Raw genomic sequence first — 26,815 nt, 5'->3', positions numbered from 1 at the left:
GCGCCCCGCCGACCCCGGCTACCGCGCGCGGAGCCCGTCGAAGGCCAGGTGGACGACGGCGTCGGCCACGCCGTCCGCGGCCTTGAGGCCGGGGCGGTACCACTCGACGATCGAGTTGATCATGCCGAACAGCAGCCGGGTGGCCAGCCGCGGCTCGACGTCCGCCCGCAGCGAGCCGTCCGCGACGGCCGCCCGCAGCAGCTCGGCGACCTGGTGGTCGAACTCCCGGCGGCGCTCCAGCGCCCACTGCTCGGCGGCCGTGTTGCCGCGCACCCGCAGCAGCAGGGTGACGTACGGCAGCTCCTCCAGCAGCACCTCGGCGGTGCGCCGCACCACGTGCTCCAGCCGCACCACGGCCGGGCCCGTGACCGCGGCCGGCTCGGCCAGGATCGCGAACAGCCCGTCCAGCGCCCGGCCGACCGCGAGCCGCAGCAGCTCCTCCTTGCCCCGGACGTGGTGGTAGATCGAGGACTTGGAGATCCCCGCGGCCCGCGAGAGGTCCTCCATCGAGGTGCCGTCGTACCCGCGCTCGTTGAACACGTCGACGGTCACGGCGAGCAGCGACTCGACGGTGTAGGCGGGACGCGTGGTGTGATCGGCCATCCTCCGAGTATCCCCGGCCCCGTCCGGCCCCACGCGATCGGGTCTCCGCTGCGCCGCAGCCGCCTCGTTGGTCCGCACCAAAAGGAAATACCAGGCCCTAGAATCTCCGGACGATCGTCCACGGCCAGCAGGGTGGGTCCAGTCCGATGACCGCAATACCGGCAGTCGAGTCCGACGTGCCAGAACAGCGCAACGACGAACCGGCCGCACCCGCCGCCGGCTGGCAGGAGCGCGCCCGCGCCCTGGCCGTCCGCTTCGGGCCCGCCGTGTGGTGCTACGCGGTGCTCAAGCTGATCGGCTTCACCGTCTTCATGAAGCTGCTGTCGTTCTCCGGGGAGTACGCCAAGAAGCCCCCCCGCTTCGGTGGCGGCGCCAACCCCTGGGACGTCCTCGCCAGCTGGGACGGCTGGTGGTACCAGCAGGTGGCGCAGTTCGGCTACCACCCGGCGCTGGTGCCGATCCCCGGCGGCCAGGTCGGCTTCAACATCGAGCAGAACTCGGCCGCGTTCTTCCCGCTGTACCCGGGCCTGATGCGGCTGACCTCGGACGTCACCGGCCTCGGCCTGTACGGCGCCGGGATGCTGGTGTCGGTGCTCGCGTCGCTGTTCGCCGCCGCCGGCATCTACGCCGTGGTGGACCGGTTGGCCGGCCCCCGCGCGGGCGTGATCGCGGCGGGCATCTGGGCCGTCGCCCCGGGCTCCGGCGCCGAGTGGGCGCTCTACTCGGACTCGACGTTCGTCGCCCTTGCCGCCTGGGCCTGCTACTGCGTGATGACCCGGCAGTGGATCGCGGCCGGCGTGATCACCCTGGTCGCCGGCCTCAACCGCCCGACCGCGGCCGCCCTGATCGGTGCCGTCGGCCTGGCCGCGCTGGTCGAGCTGTGGCGGCGGGAGAGCGGCGTCCTGCGCCCGCTCGCCGCGATGCTGCTCGCCCCGCTCGGACTGCTCGGCTACGTCGGCTGGGTGGGCTGGCGGACCGGTGAGTGGGGCGGCTACTTCCGCCTCCAGCACGACGCCTGGCTGCACTACTTCGACTGGGGCCAGGGCACCTTCTACGCGATCCGCGGTGTGATGCTCGGCCGCAACGACTACCCCTTCGCGTTCGCCCTGCCGGACCTCTTCGCGACCCTGATCGTGCTGGCCCTGCCGGCCCTGATCGTGCTGCTGGTCCGGCTGCGCCCGCCGCTGGTGCTCACCGCCTACACCCTCGCCACGATCGTCTCGGTGCTCGGCAGCCTGGGCATCTTCGGGAACGTCTCGCGCTACCTGCTGCCCGCGTTCCCGCTGTTCATCGCGCTCGCCGTCGGCATGCGCAAGCTGAGCTGGCCGGTGCTGGCGACGGTGCTGGGCACCGCGGCGGCGGCGTCCGGCTGGTACGCCGGGTACGTCATCTTCGAGCTCGGCGTGCCGTAGACCGCCCGTCCTGCCCGCTCCCGGGGGCGCGTCCGCCACGGACGCGCCCTCGTTCGCTTCTCCGGAACCAAATCCCTTCGCCCTCTTGAGCCGACCGATCGTTCGGTTACTCTGTGACGTGTCCCGTCTTCCTCCCCGAGGCTCTCTGAGGAGCGAACAGATGTCCGCGGTCACCCACCCCCTCGTCAGCGAGCTGGTCGCGCGCCACCAGGCCACCCTGGACGCCGCACTCGACGCCGCCGCCAAGCGCGACTACTGGTCGCCCTACCCCGAGTTCCCGAAGGCGTACGGCGAGAGCGGTCCCGCGGACGGCAAGGCGGCGTTCGACGCGCTGCTCGGCGCCCCGTTCGCCCTCGACGGCCACCCCACCGACGGCGACCTGGTGGGCGGCGAGACCTCCCCGTACGGCGTGGAGCTGGGCATCACCTACCCGCACGCCGGGCCGGACGCGCTGATCGCCGCGCTCAGCGCCGCCCGCCCCGCCTGGGCCGCCGCGAGCCCGCTGGAGCGCGCCGCCGTCTGCCTGGAGATCCTGCACCGGATCAACGCCCGCTCGCACGAGTTCGCCCAGGCCGTCATGCACACCACCGGCCAGGCCTACGGCATGGCCTTCCAGGCCGGCGGCCCGCACGCCCAGGACCGCGGCCTGGAGGCCGTCGCCTACGCGTACGCCGAGCAGACCCGGCTGCCCAAGCAGGCCGGCTGGACCAAGCCCCAGGGCAAGCGCGACCCGCTGGTGATGAGCAAGGAGTTCACCGTCGTCCCGCGCGGCCTCGCGCTGCTGATCGGCTGCAACACCTTCCCCACCTGGAACGGGTACCCCGGCCTGTTCGCCTCGCTGGCCACCGGCAACCCGGTGCTCGTCAAGCCGCACCCGCGGGCCGTCCTGCCGCTCGCCCTGACCGTCAAGATCGCCCGCGAGGTGCTCGCCGAGGCCGGTTACGACGCGAACCTGGTCTGCCTGGCCGCAGAGCACGAGGGCGGCACCGTCGCCAAGGACCTCGCCGTCCGCCCCGAGATCCGGATGATCGACTACACCGGCTCCACCGCCTTCGGCGACTGGCTGGAGGAGCACGCCAGGCAGGCCCTGGTCTACACCGAGAAGGCCGGCGTCAACGCGGTCGTCATCGACTCCACCGACGACTACAAGGGCATGCTCGGCAACCTGGCCTTCGCGCTCTCGCTCTACAGCGGCCAGATGTGCACCACCCCGCAGAACCTGCTGATCCCGCGCGGCGGCATCGGCACCGACCAGGGTGACAAGTCCTTCGACCAGGTCGTCGCCGACCTCGCCGGCGCGATCGAGGGCCTGCTGTCCGACGACGCCCGCGCCGCCGCCATCCTCGGCGCCGTCGTCAACCCCGGCGTGCTCCAGCGCTCGGCCGCCGCGGCCGGCGGCGAGTACGGCGAACTCGCCCTCGCCCCGCGCGCGGTCGTCTCCGCCGAGTTCCCCGGCGCGACCGTGCGCACCCCCGCCCTGGTCAAGCTCGACGCCGACAAGCCGGACGACCGCGCGGTCTTCCGCAGCGAGTGCTTCGGCCCGGTCTCCTTCGCCGTCGCCGTCGAGTCCACCGCCGCCGCGGTCGAGCTGCTGCGCACCACCGTCCGCGAGAAGGGTGCGATGACGGCCACCGGCTACACCACGTCCCCCGAGGTCGAGGCCCTGCTGGTGGAGGCCGTGCTGGACGCCGGCGTCTCGCTCTCGCTCAACCTGACCGGCGGGGTCTTCCCCAACCAGACCGCCGCCTTCTCCGACCTGCACGGCACCGGCGCCAACCCGGCCGCCAACGCCGCCTACTGCGACGGCGCGTTCGTCGCCAACCGGTTCCGCACGGTGGAGATCCGCCGGCAGGGCTGAGCCTTCCGGCACGTCACCGGGCCCCGGCGGTCACCGACCGCCGGGGCCCGGCGGTTCACACCCCGCGCCCGCGCCGGGGATGATGGAGGCTGGAGGGACGCCGAACGACGCGTCCAACCACCCTCCGACCACCGGGAGCTGACACATGACCGCGAAGCAGACCGTCACCGACGTCCTGATCGTCGGCGCCGGACCGACCGGCCTGCTGCTGGCCGGCGACCTCGCCGCCGCCGGCCTCGCCGTCACCCTCCTGGAGAAGCGCGGCGCCGAGTCCAACCTCACCCGGGCCTTCGCCGTGCACGCCCGCACGCTCGAAATGCTCGACGCCCGCGGCCTCGCCGACGACCTCATCGCCACCGGCCGGCCGCTCACCTCGCTGAAGATGTTCAACCGCTTCGGCGTCGAGCTCGGCAACCTGCCGACCCGCTTCCCGTTCGTCCTGATCACCCCGCAGTACAACGTCGAACGGCTGCTGCACGAGCGCGCGGTCGAGGCCGGTGCGACGATCCTGCGCGGCAGCGAGGTCACCGGCCTGCGGCAGGACGCCGAGGGCGTCACGCTGGAGACCGCCGACGGCACCGCCCACCGCGCCCGCTACGCGGTCGGCACCGACGGCGTCCGCTCCACCGTCCGCGAGCTGCTCGGCGTCCCGTACCCCGGCGAGTCCGTGGTCGACTCCGTCCTGCTCGCCGACGTCCGGCTGGAGCGCGAGCCCGAGAGCACCATCACCGTCGGCGCCGGCAGCGCGGGCTTCGCCTTCCTCGCCCCCTTCGGCGACGGCTACCACCGCGTCATCGCCTGGGACCGCACCGAGCGCGTCCCGGACGGCACCACCCCCTCGCTGGAGCGGATCGCCGCCATCACCGAGGCCGCCATCGGCGAGGACTTCGGCATGCACGAGGCCCGCTGGGCCTCCACCTTCCACAGCGACGAGCGCCAGGTGCCCAACTACCGCTCCGGCCGGGTCTTCCTGGCCGGTGACGCCGCGCACTGCCACTCCCCGGCCGGCGGCCAGGGCATGAACACCGGCCTCCAGGACGCCGCCAACCTCTCCTGGAAGCTCGCCGCCGTGCTGCGCGGCCACGCCACCGACGCGCTGCTCGACAGCTACCAGACCGAGCGCCACCCGGTCGGGAAGACGGTCCTGCGCACCTCCGGCGCCCTGATCCGGCTCGCCCTCGCCGAGTCCGCGCCCACCCGCGCCCTGCGCGGCGCGCTCACCGCGCTCGGCGGCCACCTCGACCCGGTCACCGAGCGCGGCGCCCGGATGGTCTCCGGGATCGACATCGCCTACCCCGCCCCGAAGGACGCCCACCCACTGGTCGGCAAGCGCGTCCCCGACCTGCGGCTGACCGCGATCGAGAAGCCCCGCGACGACGAGCCCGCCGCACCCGAGCGGCTCTACGAGGCGCTGCGCGCCGGGAAGTTCGTCCTGGTCAGCAACGACGTCCAGAGCGCCGCCGCGCCCTGGACCGACCGGCTCGTCACCGCCGCCCCCGCCGACCCGCACGGCAAGCTGCGCGACACCGTCCTACTGATCCGCCCCGACGGCTACGCCGCCTGGGCCGCCGTCGACCCCGGCCACCGCGACGTCACCGAGGCCCTCACCGCCCACCTCGGCGCCCCGACGTCGGCCTGATCCCTCCCGCGCGTTCCTCGCACCCCACAAGGGGCGCGAGGAACGCCGTGCCACTGCCGTGGCGCTAGCCCTTCGCCTTCACGTAGTGCCGGGCCGCCTTCGCCCGGTTCCCGCACACCGCCATCCGGCACCACCGCCGCCGCCCGTTCTGCGACGCGTCGAAGAAGTGCAGGATGCAGGCGTCGTGCGCACACTGCCGCACCCGGTGCGCCCCCTGCGCGACCAGCCCGAGGAAGTCGTCGACCGCGAGCCAGGCCGCCAGCCACTGCGGCTCGTCGACCTCGATCCGGTCCTCCGCGCCGCTCGCGCCGGCCGTCCGCCGGATCCGCCCGTGGGCGAGCACCTCGTCCAGCCCGGCGCGCGCCGCCCCGCCCAACTCCCCGTTCTCACCGAGCGACCGCACCGCGGCCCCGAGCGCCTCACGGGCCCTGAGCACCGCGGCCAGCCCGGCTCCGTCGGCCTCGCAGCGCTCGCCCAACCCGGCGGAGGAGAGCCAGATCCCGTACCCGTCGGGCTCGCCGAGCAGGTCGTTGACGGGGGTGCCGGCCCAGCGCGTGTTGAGCAGGTCGAGCGCCAGCGGCTCGCCGATCAGCGGGCGGGGGTCCCTCGGGTCCGCCTTCACGTCAGTCATCGTTCTCCCTCGGCTCCACGCGATTCTACGTCCGCCCCGGAAGCCCCAACTGGTGTGGACCACAGCCGGATTTCCGATCATTCACTGTATGAAACACCTGCCGTTCGGCCATTCCACACTTGACTGTTTTTTAGCAACCAATTGCCTGACCATGAGCCAATCCCAGGAGTTGTTCTGTCATGTTCTAGCCAGCGTTCTACCCCAGAGCGTCAAGTGCCCCTTGCCGGACCCCACATCCGGCCAGAGGAGGATCCGTTGCGCCCCCGCACCCTTGCCCTCGCGGCCGCCATAGCCGTGCTGCCGCTGACCGCCGTCTCGCTCGGCGTCACGACCGCGCAGGCCGCGTCCACCCCCCACGCCGCTCCCCGCATCGAGCTGCCGAACACCGTGAACCCCGCGGTGGCCCACTCGGAGAAGAAGGGCGACGTGCCCGCCGAGCAGCAGATCTCGGTCGCCGTCAGCCTGAAGCTGCGCAACGCCGACGAGCTGGACCGCTTCCTCGCGGCGGTCACCACCCCGGGCACCCCGGAGTACGGCCACTACCTGACGCCGGAGCAGTTCAACCAGCGGTTCGGCCCGACCCAGGCCGCCGTCGACCAGGTCAAGGCCTACCTCGCCGGCCAGGGTCTGACGGTCACCGAGGTGAGCGCCAACCGCCAGGTCGTCAGCGCCCGCGGCACCAACGACCAGGTCTCGAAGGCCTTCGGCACCCACGAGAGCTCCTACGTCGACCCGCAGCTGCAGCGCGCGTTCTACGCGAACGACGCGGCCGCCTCCGTCCCGGCCGACCTCGCCGACGTCGTCCAGGGCGTGCACGGCCTGGACAACCACGCGGTCCGCAAGAACCGCCTGGCGACCCCGCACGCGGTCACCCCGAACGCGGCCTCGGCCACCCCGAACGGCGTGGGCCCGGCCCAGTACGACGGCGCCTACAACCTGGACAAGACCGGCGCCGACGGCACCGGAGTCACCGTCGCCCTCTGGGAGTTCGACGGCTACACGTCCTCGGACCTGACCACCTACGACAGCCAGTACGGCCTCTCCGGCCCGGCCGTCTCCACGGTCTCGGTCGACGGCGCCAACTACGACTCCGCCCCCGGCCAGGGCCAGGGCGAGGTCGAGCTGGACAGCGAGATCGTCCGAGGTGCCGCCCCCAAGGCGACCCAGCTGATCTACGAGGCCCCGAACTCGGACCAGGGCGAGATCGACATGGCCAACAAGATCGTGGCCGACAACAAGGCCTCGGTCATCTCGATCTCCTGGGGCTCCTGCGAGCCGGACACCACGGCCGCCTCGATGACCGCCGTCGACAACGCCTTCAAGCAGGCCGCCGCACAGGGCATCTCGATCTTCTCCGCCTCCGGCGACGACGGCTCGCGCGACTGCACCCGCTCGACCAGCGGCTCGACCGTCAAGGCCGTCGACTTCCCGGCCTCCAGCCCGCACCAGACCGGTGTCGGCGGCACCAACCTCAAGGTCTCCGGCAACGCCTACTCCTCGGAGAGCGCCTGGAGCACCGCGGGCGGCGGCGTGTCCACCGTCTTCAGCAAGCCGACCTGGCAGACCGGCACCGGCGTCAACGGCACCATGCGCACCGTCCCGGACGTCGCCTCCAACGCCGACCCGGCGAGCGGCTTCGCGATCTACACCGCCGGCGCCTGGCAGGTCTACGGCGGCACCAGCGCGGCCGCCCCGCTGTGGTCCGGCTACGCCGCCCAGTTCAACCAGAAGGCCAAGGCGGCCGGGCAGTCCGCCCTCGGCGAGGCCAGCCCGCGCCTGTACGCCGTCGCCAACAGCAGCAGCTACGGCAGCACGTTCCACGACGTGAAGACCGGCTCGAACCAGGACTTCCCGGCCAAGACCGGCTACGACCAGGTCACCGGCTGGGGCTCCCCGGTCGCGGACGCCCTGACCACCGCCCTGCTCGGCGGCGGCGGCACCCCGACCCCGCCCCCGACCGGCGGCTGCACCGCGGCCCAGCTGATCGGCAACGGCGGCTTCGAGTCCGGCACCGCGGCCCCGTGGACGACGTCGAGCGGCGTGGTCGACAACAGCAGCTCGCAGCCGGCCCACGGCGGCAGCTGGAAGGCCTGGATGGACGGCTACGGCAGCTCGCACACCGACACCGTGTCGCAGACCGTCTCGATCCCGGCCGGCTGCAAGTCCGCGTCGCTGACGTTCTGGCTGCACGTCGACACCGCCGAGAGCGGCAGCACCGCGTACGACACGCTGACCCTGAAGGCGAACTCGACCACGCTGAAGACCTGGTCCAACGTGGACGCGGCCGCCGGCTACGTGCAGCGCACCGTCGACCTGACCTCCTTCGCCGGCCAGACCGTGACCCTCAAGTTCACCGGCACCGAGGACGGCTCGAACCAGACCAGCTTCGTGATCGACGACGTCGCCCTGAACGTCGGCTGATCACCTTCTGGTAACCGAACCCCGCCGGGGCGGCGCCGACAGGGCCCGCCCCGGCGGTGTGTTACACGTCACCACCTGGGACGATGCGTGTTTCCGCAATGTTTCAAGATCGCTAACCCTGCGGTTCACCTGCCGTGACCACTGTCATACGCACGACGGATGACGTAGCCTCTCGACCGTGCATAGGGTTCCCCAAAGCTCGGTGAAGCCGCTGGCGGCGCGCCCCGGCGCCGGCCCGGTCCCGCCGAACTCACCTGGTGGGGAGGGTTACCGCATGGCCGCACAGCAGCCCCAGGACGCCGCGCGACTCCGGCTGGTCGAACAGCGCCCGGAGCGCACCGGCCCGCCCGTACTCGCGCCGGCGCCGGTACCGGCGGCACTGCCGCCCGCCGGGTCGCCGGCCGCCGGCCGGCCCGCCGCCGCGGGCGGCTTCGCGGACACCCTGCACCTGGCGATCGAGGCCAGCGGCCTCAGCCTGGACCGGATCCGGGCGGCGCTCACCCAACGCGGCGTCAGGGTCAGCGTCACGACGCTGAGTTACTGGCGACGCGGCCGCAGCCAGCCCGAGCGGGCCAGCTCGCTGCGCGCCGTCCACCTGCTGGAGGAACTGCTCGGGCTGCCGCACAGCTCGCTGACCTCGCTGCTCGGCCCGCCGCGCCCGCGCGGCCGCTGGGCCGCCGCCGCCAACACCTGCCACCTCGGGCTGGAGGACGTCTGGCCCGGCGAGCAGGAGATCGCCGACATCTTCGCCGAGCTGGACGCCCCGCCGGCCGGCGAGCTGGAGCGGCTGAGCATCCACGACTCGTACTACGTCGACGCCCATCGCCGCGGCAACCTGCTCCGGATGCGCCAGGTGGTGCGGGCCACCGTCGCCGGCGTCGGCCGCTGCCTGGTCGTGCACAAGGCCGACGAGGAGGCCACCGGCTGCCCCGAGATCACCTCGGTCCGGCACGGCCGGCTCGGCCGCGTCCGCCGCCGCCCGGAGGCCGGGCTGACCGTCGGCGAGATCATGTTGGACCGCCCGCTCGGCCTGGGCGACAGCACGGTCTTCGAGTACGAGGTGGAGATCCCGCCCGGCGGCCCGACGCTGGAGTACAGCCGCCGCTTCGCGACCCAGGTGCGCGAGTACGTGCTCCAGGTCCACTTCGACCCCGCGGCCGTCCCGGTGCACTGCGAGCGGTACGACCGCGACCCGGGAGAGGACGTCGACAGCCGCCGCGAGCAGCTGTGGATCGGCGCCTCCGCGAGCGCCCACGTGCTCGCCCCGGACCAGCAGCCGGGCCACATCGGCATCCGGTGGGAGTGGGAGTAACCGCCCCGCGGCTCCCCGCCCCTCCCCGTTCCACCCCTCCCGTTCAGCCGCGCCCTCGCGCCCTCGCGCCCTCGCGCCCTCGCGTTCAGTCGCGCCCTCGCGCCGCCGTACCGCCGTACCGCCGTACCGCCGTACCGCCACCACCTAACCCCTTCATGCCCAGATACCGGTTGACGCCCCATCATCTAACCACTAATTTCATGAGTACCGGTTAGGCACGAGCCCTCCGGACCAGCCAGCCACGGGAGCGTCCAGGCATGTCCAGTCCCGCCCTGATCCACACCCTGAAGACCGGCCACGTCGGCCTCAACGTCACCGACCTGGAGCGCTCGATCGCGTTCTACCGTGCCGTGCTCGGCGTCCAGGTGACGCACGAGGGCACCGACGCCGAGCGCCGCTACGCCCTGATGGGCCGCGACGGCCGCCTGGTGGTGACCCTCTGGCAGCAGAGCACCGGCAGCTTCGCCACCGCCTCCCCCGGCCTGCACCACCTGTCCTTCGAGGTCGAGAGCCTCGACGAGATCCGCGCCACCGAGCGTCAACTGCGCGAGCTCGGAGCCGAGTTCGCATACGACGGGGTCGTGCCGCACGGCGAGGGCTCGGACTCGGGCGGCATCTTCTTCACGGACCCCGACGGCATCCGGCTGGAGATCTACGCTCGCACCGGAGTCGCCGCGACGGGCGCCGCAGCGCCCACGGCGGCTGCCCCGACCTGCGGCTTCTTCTAGGCCGGAGACCGCCGTGGCCACCCCCGTCACGCCCTACCACCGCGGCGAGCTCGCCGCCCAGGCGCTGGCCGGCGTGCGGGAGCGCGCCGACCACGCCGGCCGGGCGATCCGCGGCACCATCCCGCCGGTCGCCGCCCGCTTCCTCACCGAGCGCCGGACGCTCGTGGTCGGCGCCGCCGACCCGGACGGCCGGGTCTGGGCCACCCAGCTCGCCGGCGCCCCGGGCTTCCTCCAGGCCGGCGACGAGCGGACCATGACGGTCGCCGCCCGCCCCGCCGGGGACGACCCGCTGGCCGCCGCCCTGGCCGGCCCCGCCCGGGTCGGCACCATCGCCCTCGACCCGGCCGGGCGGCGCCGGATGCGGCTCAACGGCCGCTCGGTGCCGGACCGCCGGGGCGGCCTGGTGATCACCGCAGACCAGGTCGTCTCCAACTGCCCGAAGTACATCCAGCGCCGCACGCCGCACGACCGCCCGTCCGCCGGCGCCCCGCGTGCCGTGTCCGCCGGGCCGGCGCTCTCCACCGCGCAGCGGCTGACCGCCGCCACCGCCGACACGTTCTTCGTCGCCACCGTCGGCCCGGACGGCGGCGTGGACGCGTCCCACCGGGGCGGCTTCCCCGGCTTCCTGCGGGCCGCCGCCCCCGACCGGCTGGTCTGGCCGGAGTACCAGGGCAACAGCATGTTCATGACGCTCGGCAACCTGGAGCTCGACCCGCGGGCCGGCCTCCTCCTGCCCGACTGGGAGACCGGCGGCGCCCTGCTCGTCACCGGCGAGGCCCGCACCGACTGGTCCCCCGGGGCCCGCGCGGGCGTGCCCGGCGCCCAGCGGATGGTCGAACTGGCCGTCACCGGCGTCGTCGAACTCGCCGACGCCACCCCGCTGTCCTGGACCGACCCCGAGTACTCCCCGGCCAACCCGCACCCCGCCGACTGACCCCGCCGACCGGCCGACCCGCCATCGGCGCCGGTGCCGGCACTACCGCCTCCCCTCCACCCCCGCCACGCCCGGGCCGCCGAACGGCCGTCACCCGCGCGGCCCAACCCGCCGCGCCGCGGCCCGCCCGCTTTGGGACCTTGGTCCCGGTACCACGCGGAACCGGCCCGGGAAGGTCAGTCCTGCCGCACCGTCAGACCGACCAGGAAGAGGTGGACCATGACCGGTGCCGACCGCCCGTCCCCGCTGCTGGAGTTCGTCGAGGTCGAACCCGGCGACGACTGCATATGCGGGGGCTGCAACGCCCGCCGCCGCGCCCGGCTGCACGCCGCCCCGGTGCACGAGGGCGGGCACGCCGCGGCCCGCAGCATCCGCCGTCGCGCGGCGGTCCTGGTGGCCGCCGTCGGCACCGCGATGGGCGGCGGCACGGCCGCGGCCACGGCGGCCGTCGCCGCCCCCGCCCCCAGCCCGGGCGGCGGCAGCAGCGCCACCCCGCAGAACCCGCAGGGCGAGGTCAGCAGCCTCTACGGCGAGGACGACGGCGGCACCGGCACCACCCCGCGCACCCTCGCCCAGCCGGTGACGAGGGCCCAGGTCATCCAGCGCGCGCAGAGCTGGGTCGACCAGCAGGTGCCGTACGGCATGGGCCGCTACTGGTCGGACGGCTACCGGCAGGACTGCTCCGGCTTCGTCTCGATGGCCTGGGGCCTGGACAGCAGCCAGACCACCTGGACCCTGCCGAACTTCGCCGAGCGGATCGGCAAAGCCGACCTCCAGCCCGGCGACGTCCTGATCTACAACAACTCGGCCAACCCGCAGGCTGGTTCGCACGTGACGATCTTCGGCGGCTGGACCGACTCCACCCGCACCCGCTACATCGCCTACGAGCAGACCGCGCCCGGCACGACGAAGCGCAGCACGCCGTACTCGTACTGGAACAACTCCGGCTCGTACGTCCCGTACCGCTACACCGGCCTCTCCGGCGGCAGCAACGACGGCGCCCCGTCGACGGCCTTCCCCGGCGCCGACAAGTTCGGCCCCGGTGCGAACAACGCGTACGTCACCAAGCTCGGCCAGATGCTCGTGCAGCGCGGCGGCTCCCGGTTCTACTCCGCGGGCCCCGGGCCGCAGTGGGGCGAGGCCGACCGCAAGGCCACCGAGGCCTTCCAGCTCGCCCAGGGCTGGCGCGGCAGCGAGGCCGACGGCATCCCGGGCAAGGACACCTGGGACTACCTGGTCGACGGCAAGGGCCGGAACATCGACGCCGGCACCCCGCTGCCGCCCCCGCCCGCGCCCGCGAGCGGCGCACCCGCGTACCCGGGCGCCGACCGGTTCGGGCCCGGCGCGAACAACGACCACGTCCGTCAGCTCGGCGAGCAGCTCGTCCGCAAGGGCTTCGGCGGCGCCTACACCGTCGGCCCCGGCCCGCAGTGGGGCGAGGCCGACCGTGCCGGCGTCCAGTCCTTCCAGCAGGACCAGGGCTGGAGCGGCACCGACGCCGACGGCTACCCGGGCCCGGAGACGTGGCGGCGGCTGTTCTCCTGACGTCCCGGCGCCCGTCCGCTCAGGCGCGGCCGGGCGGGCGTCCGGACATCCAGTGGAAGAGCCCCATCGCGACGCTCGTCGCGAGGTTGAAGCTGGACACCCCCGGTTGCATCGGCACCGCGACCAGGTGGTCCGCGCGCGCCTTGAGCTCCGCCGAGACGCCGTGCCGCTCGGTGCCGAACGCCAGCAGCGCGTCGTCCGGGAACGCCAGCGTGCGGATGTCCGCGCCCTCGGGGTCCAGCACGTAGAGCGGCCCGGCGGGCAGTTCCGGCAGGGCCAGCCGCTCGACCGCGGTCGCGAAGTGCAGGCCCGCGCTGCCGCGCACGACGGTCGGGTGCCAGGGGTCGAGGTCGCCGGTGGTGACGACCCCGGTGGCGCCGAAGCCCGCCGCGAGCCGGATCACAGCGCCGACGTTGCCCAGGTTGCGCGGGTTCTCCAGCAGTACGACCGGCGCGCGGCGGGGCCGGTGGCCGAGCGCGGCCCGGTTCGCCCCGGCGGACGGCCGCACCGCCAGCGCGATCACCCCGGTCGGGTGCAGCCGGGGCGCCAGCGTCCGCAGCGCGGCCTCCGGCACCTCCACCGCGATCCCGGCCAGTGCCGGCCCGACGTCCTCGGCCAGCTCGGCGGCGAGCGCCAGCAGCGCGGCCCGGTCGGCGGTCAGCACCTGCCGGACCTCCCCGCCGAAGCGCAACGCGTGCTTCAGCGGGTGGAACCCGTCCAGCAGGACCGTCCCCGGCTCCCGCTCCGCCGCCCGCCAGCCGCGCACCACGTCGTCCATGCTGTTCACGGCGTTCATGCTTCCACCCCGCCGTCCACGGGCTCACCGGGGCGTCCGGCGGCCGCGATCACCTCGTCGAAGCCGAGCGGCGCGCCCGCGGGACCGTCGGGATCGGCCACCGCCAGCCCGGCCAGCGCGAGGTCCAGGTGCCGGTGCACCAGGGAGCCGTCCGCGTCGAGCGCGGCCAGCCCGCCCGGGAGCGGACGGGACGCCCGGACGCACAGCAGCACGAGGTCGCCCATCCCGACGTCGGCGCGCAGCCGGCCGGCCTCCTGGGCACCGCACAGCAGGGCCTCGACGGCGGTGACCGCGCCCCGGCGGACGGCCACCAACTCGTCGTCCACCACCAGCTCGTCGAGCAGCACCACGATCGCGGCGCCCATCCGCAGGTCGGCGGCGGCGTGGACGAAGCGGCGCAGCGCCCGGTACGGATCGGCCTCGGCCCGGCGCGCCTCGTCGGCGGCCGCGGTGAGCCGGGCCAGCAGGTCGGTGACGAGGGCGCGGACCAGGGCCTCGCGGTCGGGGAAGCGCCGGTAGAGCGTCGCGGGGCCGACCCCGGCCCGCCGGACCACGGCGTCCAGCGGGGCGTCCGGGCCCCGCTCCAGGAACACCTCGCACGCGGCGTCCAGGATCCTGCGCCGGCTGCGTTCCGCGTCGGCCCTCATCCATCACTCCCTAACCGGAGAACTTCTCTCCCCCTATGCTACCGTCACCTCACTAAGCGGAGAGAATCTCTCCGCCTATTCGTCCTCTCACCCGTCCTGTTCGAGGAGCGACGCCATGACGACCACCACCGCACTCACCGTCCGCACCGACATCGACGGCACCGCCCACCCCCGCGAGACCGTCCTCGCCTGGGAACTCGACCGCGCCCGCGCCGCCCTGCACCTGCTCAAGCAGCGCCTCGGCGACGACCGGATGCGCGAACTCCTCGCCCCCGACACCAGCGCCGCCGACAACGCCCTGACCGCCTGGGCGCACGCCTCCGAGGGCAGGTGGCGCACCGCCGTCACCGAACTCGCCGCCACCGGCGTCGACGCGGCCGGCTTCCTCACCTGGTGGCAGGGCCGGCTCCACGCCCCCGACCGCGAGGCCCTGCTCACCGCCAACCCCGAGCACTACCTCGCCGACTCCACCGGCGAACGGGTCGAGATCATCGAGACCATCGGCGCCGGCCCGGCCCGCTTCTTCCTCCGCTTCCACGACGGCGTCCCGATCTCGGGCCCCGGCCACGAGACCTTCCCGGTCCGCATCGGCGGCACCGGCACCCTCGCCGACGGCACCGAGGTCCTGCGCGTCATGCACGAGTTCGCCGACACTCCGGACGGCCTGCGGATCCGCCTCACCGTCCAGTTCCCCGAAGCCGCCCCCGCCGGGCTCGCCACCGGCCACCAGTGGCACTTCGCCTGCGAGTTCACCAACTGGCTGGAAGCCGCCACCCGCGCCTGACCCCCAGCCTCCCAGGCACTCCTCCGATCCGGCCCCGCCGTCTCAGCCCACGTCCTCCCGCCCCCGCAGAGCCCGCTCCAGGTCCTTCAACGCGTGCATCAGCAGCCGCACCCCCGCCCACAGCACGTCCCGCTGCACCCCCTCCGGCGCCTGCGCCAGCCGGTTCTCCAACCGCGCCTGCGCCTCCCGCACCGCCCCGAAGTCCACCGGCCGCCCGGTCAGCAGCGCCCCCGCCGCGAGCGCCGTCCCGAGCCGCAGTTCCTCGGCGAACCCCGCCGCCCCCGGCACCGGTTCGGCGTCGCCCGCCGGCAGGTGGGCCTCCAGCAGGACGGCCGCCCGCCCGAGGCGCCCGACCGCGGCCCTGGCCCGGTCGATCTGGCGCCGACCCACTCCGGGCAGTCCGGACGCGTGCCGTCCCGGTTCGGCATCGGCCCGTTCCATCGCCTGGAGCAGTTCGGACCGCGCCTCCCGGGAGTCCAGCAGCGCCGTCCGCACATCCCGTCCGCGCGGTGCAGCCGGGTCCTCGTAGCCGTCGATCACCGCCGCCGCGTACCGCCCGGCGGCGGCCAGCCACTCCGCGAGCCGCTCGCCGAGCCGGGCGGTCTGCCACGTCGGGAAGAGCGCGTACGTGACGAGCGCGACGGATCCGCCGAGCAGGGTCAGCCCGACCCGCTCGAAGGCGGTCGTCAGCGGGTTGCCCGGCTGAAGTCCGAGCAGGAAGACGACGTACGACGAGATGCCGACGGTCATCAGCGCGTACCCGGTCCGCAGCGTCAGGTAGGCCCCGCCGATGCAGAGCACCGCCAGCGCCGCGAGCACCCACTCGCCCGGGTGCGCCAGCTGGACCACGAGGGTCGAGACGGCGACCCCGACGACCGTCCCGGCGAGCCGGGCGACGCCCCGGCTGTAGGTCTGGGCGAAGTCGGGCCGCATGACCATCGCGGCGGTCATCGGCGCCCAGTACCCGTGCTCGAACCCGGCGGCCCGCGCCAGCAGGTACGCGGCCGTGACGACCCCGGTGAGCCGGACGGCGTGCTGGAACACCGCCGAGCGCGGCCGGACCTGCCGCCGCACCGCCCGCAGCGCGGCGGGCAGCATCCGGAACAGCGGCGGCTTGTGCAGCGCGCCGCCCGCCCCGACGACGGGCACGGTGACGGTGTCCACGTCGCCGCGGTCCAGCGCGTCGGCGGCCTTGCGCAGCAACCCGCCGAGCCGCCGCGCCGAGCGCTTGGCCGCGCCCTGCAGCCGCGCGTCCGCCTCGGGCGCGGCCAGCGGGACGGGTGCCGCCAGCGCGTAGACGGGCGCGGTGCGGGGGAGCCGGACGGGATCGCCGGTCCTGATGGCCCGGGCGAGGGCGTCCATGGCCTCGGCTGACGCGGCGAGGACCTCCCGGGCGCGGTCCCGCTGCGGCCCTTCCTCCGGCGCGCCGACCTTGGGGTCGGCGAGCGCGGCCAGGGTGGGGCGGATGCGTTCGGCGATGCCGCGCAGGCCGCGCAGTTCGGGCGGCCGGTGGCGGTCCTGCCAGGGGGTGAGGGCAGCGGCGTGCCGGGCGGTCATGAACGGCGCGGGGTCGACGTGCGCGGTCGGGTCCTGCCGCAACCGCCGGGCATAGTCGCCGAGTTCGGCGTAGGTGTCGGCGAGGGCCGCCCGCTGGGCGGTCCAACTGCCGATCGGCCACAGGGTGATGACGGCGGCCTGGACGACGCCGCCGAGGGCCGCGACGAGTCCGTGGCCGAGCGCGGCGGGCACGCCGACCGGGAGCTGGACGACGACCAGCATCACCGAGACGGTGTTGGCCGCGACCACCCCCGCGGTCGGCCCGACCGCCCAGGCGAGTCCGGCGGCGAAGGCCCACACCGCCAGCAGCGCGGGGAACAGCCCGAGGACGCCGACGGCCAGGTACCCGAGGAAGGTGCTGGTGCCGAGCCCGATCCCGGCGGCGACGGCGAGGCTGGCCCGGGGCCGGAAGCTGCGCTGGAAGGTGGCCGTCCCGGCGATGAACGCGCCCATCGCGGCCGAGGTCGCCAGCGAGGGCCCGCCGAGCGCGAGGGTGGGGAACAGCACGAGCCCCACGGCGCCGGCCCCGCGCGCCGCCCGTTTGGGGTCGGTCAGCGCCCGGTCGAGGGTGAGTCCGGTTCGCGCGGTGTCACGTAGCGCGGCAAACCAGGACATAGCGCCATCCTAGAGCGGCTCGTCCGCTCCCACCGGCACCCGTTCCCGCCGCACCGCACCGCCCCGCCGGCTCGGCCGCACCCGCCGCACCCGCCGCACCCACCGCACCCGCCGCTCCGCCCAGAGCAGCGCGCCGGTCGGCAGGAACACCGCGTCCGCCGCGACCATCGCGAGCGAGAAGACCGGCAGCCCGAGCACCACCGCGATCCCGAGGTGCTCCGCCATCATGATCGCCAACAGGACGTTCTTGACCCGCCGGTTGAGCAGCGTGAACGGGAACGCGACCTGCACGATCACCGTGCCGTAGGAGATCAGGAACACCGGCACCAGCGCCGAGCCGACCAGCGCGGACAGCGCCGGCCAGGGCGCGAAGTAGTCCAGGTGGAGCGGGTAGTACAGCGCGGTGCCGTCCTGCCAGCGCGTGCCCTGCACCTTGTACCAGCCGGCCGTCGCGTAGATCAGCACCACCTCGGCGGCGATCACCAGCATCGCGCAGTTGTGCACCATGGTCGCGAGCCCGTCGAGCACCGCCCGCACCTCGCCGTCGGGCCGCAGCCGGCCGAGCGCCCACCAGAGCCCGGCCACCGCCCAGAGCCCCCAGGACAGCGGCGCCCACCCGAGGTACGGGAACGAGGCGGAGGTCCAGGTCAGGCTGTCCCCGGAGAAGTCCCCGAACTGACAGGCCACCAGGACGGCCCCGAGGGCGGCCCAGAGCACGACGCCGCCCCACCCGGGACGGCCCCGGCGGGCGTCGAGCGACCACACCTCGGCGCAGCGGGTGAAGACCAGGTAGACGGCCATCAGGTGGACGACGTTGTCGCCGCCGTCGCCGAGGAAGACGTCCCGGTTCTGCAGCGACAGCACGGTGACCAGGAAGAGCACCGTGCTCGCCCGGGTCCGCCAGCCGAGCACCACGGCGAGGGCGGCGAGCACCGCCAGGTGGTAGACCGCCTCGAACCAGAGCCGCCCGTGGAACCAGGGCAGCACGGTGAAGGCCCCGTTGTCGGCGAGGAGCTGCTGGGCGAGGTCCATCGACCAGGGCGACCGGTCGCCGTACAGCACCCGCCGGTTCGGCCACTCGCGCAACAGGTAGGCGAGCCAGACCAGCCCGAAGCCGATCCGCACCACCGCCGCCTGGTGGCGGCCGAGCACCCGCCCGGTGAACGCCTCCAGCGCCCGGCCCACGCGTGCGAGCGGACCCGGCACCGACGTGGGCACGGACTCGGGTGCGGACACGGGCACGACCTGCTGCCCGCCCTGACGCGGGATCCCGTCCAACCGCGGCTGTTCGAGCCCGGCCGGCGAGGCCTCCGGCTGCGACACCTCGTTCACCCGAGCCCCCGGTAGTCCTCGTCGTCCACCGGCCACCAGGGCAGCTCCCGCACCTTGGGACCGGGCGGCGGGGCCTCCCCGCTCCAGGACGGCGGCGGGACGGTCGCCGAGGTCACCCGGAACTGGATCTCCAGGATCCGCTCGCCGTCCACGCTCCGGCCGATCCGCTGGAGCGCGATGCGCTTCAGGTACTCCTCGGCGAGCTTGCCGCGGCTGTTGGTCAGCGTCTCGTCCTGCGGGTTGTGCGAGCCGTCGTAGAAGTCCCAGGCCCGCCGCAGCAGGTTCTGGTCGACGTGGCTGGGCGCCGGGTTGCCCCTTATCGCGGCGATGTCCCGGGCGGTCAGCCCGAGCCAGTCGCGGGTCTCGGTGGCGCCGCCGTCGGCGACGGTCCGCACCCGGGCGTCCAGGCCGACGTTCTGCTGGAGCGGGTTGGGCGCGAAGAGCTTCCAGTTCTGCTCGAACTCGGGGTAGACCACCCCGTCGATCTGCTCCCGGTACTGCCGGGACACCGTGTTGGCGGGCGCGACGTGCAGGAACACCGCACCGAGGAACAGTCCCGTCCCGGTGAGCAGCACCACGGCGGCCAGGCCCAGCACCAGCTGCGCGGGCCGCGACCAGACCCGCCCGCCGGCCGGTGTGTCCGTGCTGTCGGCCATGCGCACTCCCCCTGCCGGACGGGCGCCGCCGGGCCCGTCCCGGGTCGGTCGCGCGCCCATCCTGCCCTACCGGGCCGAAGGGTGCGTACGGGTCGGAGCAGGGATCAGAGGACGTACGCGTCCTGGCCGGTGCTGCTGACCATGGGACGGCCCGCGCCCTCCCAGGCGTACATGCCGCCGTCCACGTTCACCGCGTCCCGGCCCTGCTGCACCAGGTACTGGACGACCTGCGCCGAGCGGCCGCCGACACGGCACAGCACGTACAGCTTGTCGTCCGGCAGTTCGCCGAGCCGGGCGATGACCTGCCCGAGCGGGATGTGCAGCGCGCCGTCCACGTGGCCCGCGTCCCACTCGTCCTGCTCGCGGACGTCCAGGAGGACGGCGTCGGCGGGCACGGAGGCGGCGTCGGCGGAGGGGATCTGCGGGAACATCGTGTGGCTCTCCTGGGGATCGATCGGGTCCGTGCCATTGTCGCCCACCGGGGGCTGGGTGTCGCCGAGCAGCCGGGCCAGCTCGGCCTGCCGGTCCGCGGCCTTGGCCAGCAGCTCCTCGGCGAGCTGTTCCAGCAGCCCGTCCGGGTCCTGCGGCGCGAGCGCGAGGAGCTGCCCCATCGGGGTGCGCTCCAGCCGGACCTGCTCGGCGGCGGTCTCGGCGATCTTCGCGGTGAGCCATTCCAGTCGGCGGCGCAGCCACTCCAGCCGGTCCGGCGCATCCGGCGCGGGCGCCGCCTCGGGCGCGGTGGACCACTCGGCGGCCAGGCCGGCCAGCGCGCCGGCGTCGCCGAACGCGTAGGCCTCGTTGACCCGCACGAGGAACGCGGCCCGGCGCTCCTGCTCGGCCGGGTCGGTGGTGAGGTCGGGGTGGGCGCGGCGCACGAGGTCGCGGTAGATGCGCTGGGCCTCCCGCCCGGGGCGGACCTTGGCCGGGGCGGCGGGCGGGGCCGGGACGGCCTCCTCCTCGCCGCCGCGCTCCTCGCGGACCGCCTGGACGGAGTCGAACAGCGCGTCCAGGTCGGGGAGTTCCTCGACCTGCTGCCTGGCCTCGGCGGCCCGCCGGACGTCCTCGGGGCGCCCGGTCGTGGCCGCGACGGCCTCGGCGACCAGGGCGTCCAGCTCGTCGAGCCGGGCGTAGAGCGGGCCGAGCAGCTGATGGTGGATCAGCGCGAAGTTGTCGATCTCGACCCGCAGCGTCTGCACGTCGACGTCCATGCTCAGCCAGGCGAGTTCGGCGGCGGCGACCCGCTCCTCCAGCTCCTGCTGCTCCGGGTCCGTCCAGCGGACGGGGATCTGCGCGGTCACTTCTCGCCTCTGTCTCGTCCCTACTGCGTTCGGCCGCCGGGCGGCCCGGCCTGCCACCCTACCCCCGCGCGGAAAGCGTCAACCGGGCGGAAGGGGGGTACGAACCGGCGCGAGGCAAGCGGTGTGCAACCGATCCTGATGAATCTCCCCGTTTCGCTATCGAGCCCGGCCCGGTCCGTGCTTCGCTGGTATCCGCACAGCGTGCCTTCCTCCAGAGAGACGGCCGCCTCCAGGCGTGGCGGCCAGGCGGGAGCAGACCGTATCCATGGTGGACGAGCCCAACTCCACACCGCGTCCGGCGGGCGCCGAGGCCGTTCCGGGAGGCCACCCGGCGGGTGTCGCCGCCCTGGTCCGGCTCGCCCTCGTCCTGGTCGACCGGGCCGGACGGATCGCCCAGTGGAGCCGAGCCGCCGAGGAGCTCTTCGGCCACCGGGCCGAGGTCGCCCGCGACCGCCCCGCCTCGGGCCTGCTGCCCGCCGTGGAGCCCCGCGGTGCCGCCGGCGCCACCTGTGCCCGCCGCCGCTGCGACGCCCTCGACACCCTGGCCGCACTGACCGCCGACGGCAGTCCCTGGGCCGGTCAGATGCCCGTCACCGACCGCGAGGACCACCTGCGCGACGTGCTGTGGTGGGCCTACCCGCTGCCCGGCCCGTCCGGCGGCCTGCTCGCCCTGGCCGCGGACGCCCGCCCGCTGCGCACCTCGGGACCGCGCCTCGCGCTGGGCGAGCGGCTGCTGCCGTTCGCGCCCGCCGCCGCAGCCCGGGGCGGCTTCCACGGACTGGGCGCCGCGCTCACCCCGCCCGGCGGAACCCCCGCCGGTTCCGCTCCGGCGCTGGCCCGGCTCCTGCCCGCCGCCCACCGCGCACCACTGCTGGCGGCCCTGGAGGTCGCCGGGCTGCCCGCCCTGCGGCTGGACGCGGCCACCGTGCTCCCGGTGCTGCCGTCCGACCCGCAGTGCGGCACCGCGCACGCCGCCGCCGGGATCGGCCGCCGCTACCCCACCGCCCAGCAGCGCGCCGCCCGGGTCGGCCCGCCGCCGCAGCCCGAGCAGGCCGCCGCGTCCCGGACCGTCCGCGGCCGCCCGGCCGGCCCGCTGCCCGGCCAGCGCGATTGCGCCGAGCGGCCTGCCGCCAGGCCGGCCACCCTGTCCGTCCCGTCCCCCACCGGAGGAGGCGCCGCCATCGAGCCGGCCGCCGTCGAATCGTCCGCCAACGGCCACCAGGCCCTCGCCCCGGCCCCGGTCGGGCGGTGCGCCCGCGGCGACCAGTCCCCGGACACCACCCCGTCCGTCCCCGCCCCCGGCGGCGCCGACGGCCCGCCCCACGGCGGCCGCCTCGGCCCGTTCCTGACCAACGGCCACGCCGGCGAGCAGCTGGCCCTGCTGAACGAGGTCGGCGGCAAGGTCGGCACCACCCTGGACCTCGGCTTCACGGCCCACGAGCTCTGCCAGGTGCTGGTCCCCCGGGTCGCCGACTTCGCCTGCGTGGACCTCGTGGACGGACTGATCTCCGACTCCGAGCTGCCCGCCGCCCGGCCGGACGACGACACCATGCTCCGCCGGGTCGCCCTGGTCTACAACGAGACCGGCGGCGCCTGGGACCACGTCCTGTCCGAGGGAGCGCTGGTCAGCATGCCCCGCCGCACCCCGCCCGGGATGGCCCTCCAGCTGAACCAGCCGGTCCTCGTCCCGGTGGTCAGCGACGACGTCGCGGTCGACTACGCCATCGCGCTCGGCGGCGCCCGGCTGGCCCAGGTGGTCTCCGGCCGCTCGATGCTGGTCGTCCCGCTCTCCGCCCGGGGCACCGTGCTCGGCATCCTCAAGCTGCTCAGACTGCCCGACCGCACCCGCTTCGACGAGAGCGACGCCGCGACCCTCAAGGAACTGGCCGTCCGCGCCGCCCTGTCGCTCGACAACGCCAGGCTGCACCGCGCCGAGTCCCGGGTCGCCACCACCCTGCAGCGCTCGATGATCCCGACCCGCCCGCCGCAGATCCCCGGTGTGCAGATCGCCCACCGCTACCTGCCCGGCGACCCGAAGGCCGAGGTCGGCGGCGACTGGTTCGACGCGATCCAGCTGCCCGGCAGCCGGGTCGCCCTGGTGGTCGGCGACGTGATGGGGCACGGCCTGCACTCGGCCGCCGCGATGGGCCGCTTCCGCACCGCGATGCAGACCCTCGCCGCGCTCGACCTGCCGCCCGGCCAGCTGCTGCGCCACCTCGACAACCTGGCCCACAAACTCGGCGACGACCACCTCGCCACCTGCCTGTACGCGGTGTACGACCCGATCAACCGGACCTGCGAGCTGGCCAGCGCCGGCCACGTCCCGCCGGTCCTGGTGCACCCGGACGGCAGCGGCGAGCTGTTGGAGATCCCGGCCGGCGCGCCGATCGGGGTCGGCGGGGTGCCGTTCGTCGCCAAGACCATCGACGTGTCGGACGGCTCGATGCTGGTGCTCTGCACCGACGGCCTGGTCGAGGTCAGGGGCGGCGACATAGGAGCGGGCCTGGCCGCGCTCTGCGGCAACCTGATCGACCCGCAGCAGAGCCCCGAGCAGGCCTGCGACGTGGTGCTGGAGCGCCTGCACTCGGACGACCGCAAGGACGACGTCGCCCTCCTGGTGGCCCGCTTCGACGGGGTCGCCCCGTCCGAGGTGGCCACCTGGGACCTCACCGTCGACCACCGCGAGGTCCGCCGGGCCCGCGCCCTGGTCCGCGAGCAGCTGGCCGCCTGGCACCTGGAGGCGCTCAGCGACACCACCGAGCTGCTGGTCAGCGAGCTGGTCACGAACGCCGTCCGGGTGGCCCGGGACCGGGTCCGGCTGCAGCTGATCCGGGTGGACAAGCTCCTGGTCGAGGTCAGCGACGACAACCACAACCTGCCCTCGCTGGAGCCCGCCGAGCAGCTCGGCGAGACCGGCCGCGGCCTCACCCTGGTGACCAAGCTCGCCGAGCGCTGGGGCACCGCCCGCAAGGCGGTCGGCAAGGTCGTCTGGTTCGAGCTCCCGCTGCCCCACCACCCCCGGAAGGCCTGAGCGGCCGGGTACCGGGCGTGCTGCCCGGTACCCGGCCGCTCAGGCCGAAACCACGCTGCCTACGGGATGACGGCGCCCGCCGAGGTCCGCCGCCGGGCCTCCACCGCGACCTCGCGGGAGGCCACCGTGGCCACCGAGGTGGCGGCCCCGACCCCGGCCAGCACCCGCGGCCAGAAGTCGCCGAACACCTCGACCGAGACGGCGATCAGCAGCGCGGTGATCACCGCGACGACGTGCTCCAGACCGGCCAGGTTCGGCAGGACGACCGCCTCGCCGACCATCATGACCACCACCAGCCCGGCGGTGAACCAGGCCCGGCAGCGGAACGCGATGCAGATCGCCAGCGCCACGACCGCGGCCGACGGCCCGGTGTCCCGCACGTAGGCGACCCACTTCGGGAAGCCGAACAGGTGGTCCGGCCCGATCGCCACGCCGAACCGGGCGAACAGCGTGCCCGCCAGCGTGCAGGCGTAGGCCACCACCAGCGTCATCCGCCGGCCGAGCACGATCTCGGCGATGCCGAAGACCAGGAAGACCTGGGCCAGCGCCCCCCAGACCGGCAGGTCCAGCGCCGGGACGTACAGCGAAAGCGGGGTGCGCAGCAGCGAGACGTCCAGCGGCAGCGCGGCCTTCACCACACCGATGTGGTTGACGAAGCGCTCGCCCCCGGGCAGGTGCTGCACGATGCTGAACAGCAGGATCAGAAACGTCGCCGTGGTGGCCAGCGGAACGGCGGCGAACTTCTTGCGCACCACCTGGTCGCGGACCGTCACGAACAACGTCCCCCACTCGGCGACAGCGGCCGCTCTGGCTGTCGCCAGCGGCCCCTTTCGCACGCCCCCCGCGTGGGTCCTGTGAATCACAGCCGTCCTCTCCCGAATCCCCGAACCGTTGAGTCTTTTCTCAGCTACCTCAACATTAGAAGCCTCTTAACAAATCCACATCGGCATGGATGGGGATAAGGGTCATCCTCAGGGGGGAGGGGATCCCCCCTAGGGCACCCCCATCCGGCCGTCCGCCACCCCCCGCCCCCCGGCGGAGAGCGGGCGGAGGACTACTCCTCGCCCTGCTGCGCGCTCACGGGCACCCGGGGCGCCACCACGGCGGACCCGGAGTGCCGGCGCCGGAACAGGGCGGGCATGCTCGGCGCGACGATGAAGCCCTCGGCACGGGCGCTCGCGATGCCGATCCGCGGAATCTCGCTGCTCTTCTCGAAGAGCAGGTAACGCGGTTCCCAGATCGGCCGGTACTTGGCGTTGGCGCGGTACAGCGACTCGATCTGCCACCAGCGGGAGAAGAAACCGAGCACGGAGCGCCACAGCCGCAACACCGGGCCGGCGCCGAGCCGCGAACCGCGCTCGAAAACGGAACGGAACATCGCGAAGTTCAACGAAACCCGCTTAAGCCCCACCTCGTCGGCGCGCTGGAGGAGTTCGATCACCATGAACTCGACCAGGCCGTTCTCGGTGTCCCGGGCCCGGCGCATCAGGTCCAGCGAGAGCCCGTCCGGGCCCCACGGCACGAAGCTCAGCAGCGCCTTGAGCTCGCCGTCGCCGTCGTGGCACTCCAGCATCACGCAGCGGCCGTCGGCCGGGTCGCCGAGGCGGCCGAGCGCCATCGAGAAACCGCGCTCGGTCGCGCCGTCGCGCCACTCGTCGGCCTTGGCCACCAGCCGCTCCATCTCCGCCTCGGAGATGTCCTCGTGACGGCGGATCCGCACGGTGTACCCGGCCCGCTTGACCCGGTTGTACGCCTGCCGGACGACCCGCATCGCCCGGCCCTCCAACGAGAACTCGTCCAGCTCGACGATCGCCTCGTCGCCCAGCTCCAGCGCGTCCAGCCCGTGCCGGGCGTAGATCACGCCGGCCTCCTCGGAGGCGCCCATGACGGCCGGCGCCCAGGCGTGCTCGCGGGCCTCGGCGAGCCAGGCGTCGATCGCCCCCGGCCATGCCTCCGGGTCGCCGATCGGGTCGCCCGAGGCGAGCGACACCCCGCCGATCACCCGGTAGGTGACGGCCGCCTTGCCGCTGGGGGAGAAGATCACGGCCTTGTCCCGGCGCAGCGCGAAGTAGCCGAGCGAGTCCCGCTCGCCCTGCCTGTCGAGCAGGGTCCGCAGCTTGGCCTCGTCCTCGGGGTTCAGCAGTTCCTTGCCGCGCGGGCTGCGGAAGGCGACGTACAGCACGAGCAGGAACAGCACCGCGCCCATCGCGTTGATCACCGCGTTCACCCAGGTCGGCACGTTGATCACGGAGCGCAGGTGCTCGGACGGGGTGATGGTGATCATCCGGCCGACGGAGTAGCGGAAGAGGTCCCAGAAGTCGGCGCCGCCCAGCTCGTTGGTCAGCCACACCAGCAGTGCGCCCACCCCGCCGCCGAACAGCAGCCCGCCGACGAAGGTCGCGGCGGCGGTCTTCGGGTTGGACTGGTCGCCCTTGGACGTGAACTCCTTGCGCCCGACCAGCAGCGCCAGCACGAACAGGCAGGTCAGCACCGTGGAGACGTAGTTCAGCGGGTGCCGGTTGAAGCGCTCGTCGGGCAGCAGCATGGCCGCCAGGTAGAGCAGCGCGAACATCCCGGCCAGCGCCGCGTTGAAGATCCACGCGGCCCGCTTGCGCCGCCGCATCGCGACCGCCAGGAACACCGACAGCACCGCGCTGGCCAGGCCCGAGGTCATCAGGTACGGGGTGAAGTACTCACCCTCGTTGTGCTCGCTGACCTGGTCGCGGAACGGCACCAGGAGTACCGTCGCCACGTTCAGCAGCGCGATCAGCCGCAGGTACCAGACGGAGGCCGCGGCGGCCCGCGGGCGCCAGCGGTCGAGCAGGCCGACGGGCCGGGGCCCGGTGGACGTGGCGGACGGCTCCGACTTCACAGTGGACGACACAGCTCAATTCCAAACGATCAGATGGTGGGGCGCATCCGCACACGGCCCGGCGCCGGGCGCCCGCACGGGCCCGACGGACTGACCGGCGGCCCCGGGCCCACCGGCCCCCGCAGCAGGGAGCGGGCCGACGAA

At 74.1% G+C, this 26,815-nt stretch carries 20 protein-coding genes; 10 read left to right on the top strand and 10 right to left on the bottom strand.

What is annotated here, in order from left to right; genetic code table 11:
• Window positions 1-18: 18 nt before the first annotated feature.
• Window positions 19-603 carry a TetR/AcrR family transcriptional regulator gene (locus AB0C76_RS14165; RefSeq protein ID WP_359964231.1) on the bottom strand — a complete coding sequence of 195 codons (585 nt, stop codon included), beginning with the start codon at window positions 601-603 and terminating at the stop codon, window positions 19-21.
• A gap of 146 nt (window positions 604-749) precedes the next feature.
• Between AB0C76_RS14165 and AB0C76_RS14160 the strand changes: the two genes are divergently transcribed.
• The 3 genes from AB0C76_RS14160 (at window position 750) to AB0C76_RS14150 (ending at window position 5,512) form a co-directional block, all read left to right on the top strand.
• Window positions 750-2,015: a glycosyltransferase family 39 protein gene (locus AB0C76_RS14160; RefSeq protein ID WP_359964229.1), complete on the top strand. Its 1,266-nt coding sequence runs from the start codon at window positions 750-752 to the stop codon at window positions 2,013-2,015.
• 160 nt (window positions 2,016-2,175) lie between these two features.
• Window positions 2,176-3,873 (top strand): phenylacetic acid degradation protein PaaN, encoded by a 1,698-nt coding sequence (gene paaN, locus AB0C76_RS14155; protein ID WP_359964227.1) that lies wholly within the window; start codon window positions 2,176-2,178, stop codon window positions 3,871-3,873.
• Window positions 3,874-4,018: 145 nt separating this feature from the next.
• A complete protein-coding gene (locus AB0C76_RS14150; RefSeq protein WP_359964225.1) occupies window positions 4,019-5,512 on the top strand; it encodes an FAD-dependent monooxygenase in 1,494 nt (497 codons plus the stop codon).
• A gap of 64 nt (window positions 5,513-5,576) precedes the next feature.
• Here AB0C76_RS14150 and AB0C76_RS14145 read toward each other — a convergent pair whose 3' ends face one another.
• Window positions 5,577-6,143 carry a CGNR zinc finger domain-containing protein gene (locus tag AB0C76_RS14145; RefSeq protein WP_359964223.1) on the bottom strand — a complete coding sequence of 189 codons (567 nt, stop codon included), beginning with the start codon at window positions 6,141-6,143 and terminating at the stop codon, window positions 5,577-5,579.
• A 255-nt stretch (window positions 6,144-6,398) separates the two neighbouring features.
• Between AB0C76_RS14145 and AB0C76_RS14140 the strand changes: the two genes are divergently transcribed.
• The 5 genes from AB0C76_RS14140 (at window position 6,399) to AB0C76_RS14120 (ending at window position 13,083) form a co-directional block, all read left to right on the top strand.
• Window positions 6,399-8,564, top strand: coding sequence for a protease pro-enzyme activation domain-containing protein (locus AB0C76_RS14140; RefSeq protein WP_359964221.1), 2,166 nt, complete (start codon window positions 6,399-6,401; stop codon window positions 8,562-8,564).
• A 274-nt stretch (window positions 8,565-8,838) separates the two neighbouring features.
• On the top strand, window positions 8,839-9,876 hold the full coding sequence (locus AB0C76_RS14135; RefSeq protein ID WP_359964219.1) for a hypothetical protein: 1,038 nt from the start codon (window positions 8,839-8,841) through the stop codon (window positions 9,874-9,876).
• A gap of 257 nt (window positions 9,877-10,133) precedes the next feature.
• Entirely contained in the window at window positions 10,134-10,604 is a 471-nt protein-coding gene (locus AB0C76_RS14130) for a VOC family protein (protein WP_359964217.1), read from the top strand.
• Window positions 10,605-10,617: 13 nt separating this feature from the next.
• Window positions 10,618-11,538: a pyridoxamine 5'-phosphate oxidase family protein gene (locus tag AB0C76_RS14125; RefSeq protein ID WP_359964215.1), complete on the top strand. Its 921-nt coding sequence runs from the start codon at window positions 10,618-10,620 to the stop codon at window positions 11,536-11,538.
• 219 nt (window positions 11,539-11,757) lie between these two features.
• A complete protein-coding gene (locus AB0C76_RS14120; protein ID WP_359964213.1) occupies window positions 11,758-13,083 on the top strand; it encodes a peptidoglycan-binding protein in 1,326 nt (441 codons plus the stop codon).
• 19 nt (window positions 13,084-13,102) lie between these two features.
• Here AB0C76_RS14120 and AB0C76_RS14115 read toward each other — a convergent pair whose 3' ends face one another.
• Both AB0C76_RS14115 and AB0C76_RS14110 read right to left on the bottom strand, forming a co-directional pair.
• Window positions 13,103-13,861, bottom strand: a complete 759-nt coding sequence (locus AB0C76_RS14115) for an RNA methyltransferase (RefSeq protein WP_359964284.1) — start codon at window positions 13,859-13,861, stop codon at window positions 13,103-13,105.
• 14 nt (window positions 13,862-13,875) lie between these two features.
• The gene (locus tag AB0C76_RS14110) at window positions 13,876-14,526 is read right to left on the bottom strand and encodes a helix-turn-helix domain-containing protein (RefSeq protein WP_359964212.1); all 651 of its coding nucleotides are present in this window, start codon (window positions 14,524-14,526) and stop codon (window positions 13,876-13,878) included.
• A 115-nt stretch (window positions 14,527-14,641) separates the two neighbouring features.
• Here AB0C76_RS14110 and AB0C76_RS14105 point away from each other — a divergent pair, with 115 nt between their 5' ends.
• Entirely contained in the window at window positions 14,642-15,310 is a 669-nt protein-coding gene (locus AB0C76_RS14105) for a hypothetical protein (protein WP_359964210.1), read from the top strand.
• Between the two features lie 42 nt (window positions 15,311-15,352).
• On the opposite strand, the gene AB0C76_RS14100 is transcribed toward AB0C76_RS14105, so the two are convergent.
• The 4 genes from AB0C76_RS14100 to AB0C76_RS14085 all read right to left on the bottom strand — a co-directional run bounded on the left by AB0C76_RS14100 (window position 15,353) and on the right by AB0C76_RS14085 (window position 20,768).
• A complete protein-coding gene (locus AB0C76_RS14100) occupies window positions 15,353-17,482 on the bottom strand; it encodes an FUSC family protein (RefSeq protein ID WP_359964208.1) in 2,130 nt (709 codons plus the stop codon).
• Window positions 17,483-17,491: 9 nt separating this feature from the next.
• Window positions 17,492-18,667, bottom strand: a complete 1,176-nt coding sequence (locus tag AB0C76_RS14095; RefSeq protein ID WP_359964282.1) for an HTTM domain-containing protein — start codon at window positions 18,665-18,667, stop codon at window positions 17,492-17,494.
• Window positions 18,668-18,810: 143 nt separating this feature from the next.
• Window positions 18,811-19,470 (bottom strand): DUF5819 family protein, encoded by a 660-nt coding sequence (locus AB0C76_RS14090; RefSeq protein ID WP_359964206.1) that lies wholly within the window; start codon window positions 19,468-19,470, stop codon window positions 18,811-18,813.
• 104 nt (window positions 19,471-19,574) lie between these two features.
• On the bottom strand, window positions 19,575-20,768 hold the full coding sequence (locus tag AB0C76_RS14085; protein ID WP_359964204.1) for a rhodanese-like domain-containing protein: 1,194 nt from the start codon (window positions 20,766-20,768) through the stop codon (window positions 19,575-19,577).
• Window positions 20,769-21,033: 265 nt separating this feature from the next.
• Here AB0C76_RS14085 and AB0C76_RS14080 point away from each other — a divergent pair, with 265 nt between their 5' ends.
• A complete protein-coding gene (locus AB0C76_RS14080) occupies window positions 21,034-23,799 on the top strand; it encodes a SpoIIE family protein phosphatase (protein ID WP_359964202.1) in 2,766 nt (921 codons plus the stop codon).
• 59 nt (window positions 23,800-23,858) lie between these two features.
• Here AB0C76_RS14080 and AB0C76_RS14075 read toward each other — a convergent pair whose 3' ends face one another.
• Both AB0C76_RS14075 and AB0C76_RS14070 read right to left on the bottom strand, forming a co-directional pair.
• Window positions 23,859-24,572 carry a hypothetical protein gene (locus AB0C76_RS14075; protein WP_359964200.1) on the bottom strand — a complete coding sequence of 238 codons (714 nt, stop codon included), beginning with the start codon at window positions 24,570-24,572 and terminating at the stop codon, window positions 23,859-23,861.
• Between the two features lie 281 nt (window positions 24,573-24,853).
• Complete coding sequence (locus tag AB0C76_RS14070; protein WP_359964280.1) at window positions 24,854-26,623, bottom strand: phosphatidylglycerol lysyltransferase domain-containing protein; 1,770 nt, start codon at window positions 26,621-26,623, stop codon at window positions 24,854-24,856.
• Window positions 26,624-26,815 lie beyond the last annotated feature (192 nt).

The sequence above is a fragment of the Kitasatospora sp. NPDC048722 genome (genome assembly GCF_040650235.1).
Classification (GTDB): domain Bacteria; phylum Actinomycetota; class Actinomycetes; order Streptomycetales; family Streptomycetaceae; genus Kitasatospora.
The sequence above is the reverse complement of the archived record's forward strand: the minus strand, read 5'-3'. Positions and strand labels throughout refer to the sequence as shown.